This is a genomic window from Xanthomonas prunicola (assembly GCF_002846205.1).
Taxonomy (GTDB): Bacteria; Pseudomonadota; Gammaproteobacteria; order Xanthomonadales; family Xanthomonadaceae; genus Xanthomonas; species Xanthomonas prunicola.
Genome location: NZ_PHKV01000079.1, coordinates 1 through 430, shown reverse-complemented (window position 1 = coordinate 430; position 430 = coordinate 1). Strand labels below are relative to the sequence as shown.

The window sequence follows — 430 nt, the reverse complement described above, 5'->3', positions numbered from 1 at the left end:
GGGCGACACGCTGAGCCTGGATTCGGCACGCGATCTGGTGCTGGAAGCAGGCAACTCCAGCAACACCGAGCAGAGCAAGGGCAGCAATGCCGGGTTCGAGGTGGGTGTCGGCGCATCGGTGGGCGCGCAGACCGGCGTGTACGCGTATGTCCAAGCCAGTGCCGGTAGCCATAAGTCGAACGTGGATGGCAGCACCTGGCAGAACACGCAGCTGGCCGGCCAGAACATCGTACTCAAGTCGGAAGGCGACACCACCTTGCGCGGCGCGGTGGTCAAGGGTGACCGGATCGATGCACAGATCGGTGGTGATCTCACCATCGAATCGCTGCAAGACAAGCTGGACATCCAATCCAAGGAAAGCAGCGTTGGTGGACGTGTACAGATCTCGGCGGGTACGGCGTGGGATGCCAGCGGGTACGCAAGCGGCGCC

The 430-nt window shown here is 63.0% G+C and carries 1 protein-coding gene; it reads left to right on the top strand.

Features of this window, described 5'->3' with window-relative positions; genetic code table 11:
- Nucleotides 1-430, top strand: a 430-nt coding sequence (locus XpruCFBP8353_RS23125) for a hemagglutinin repeat-containing protein (RefSeq protein WP_133125726.1), incomplete at both ends; no start/stop codon positions are given.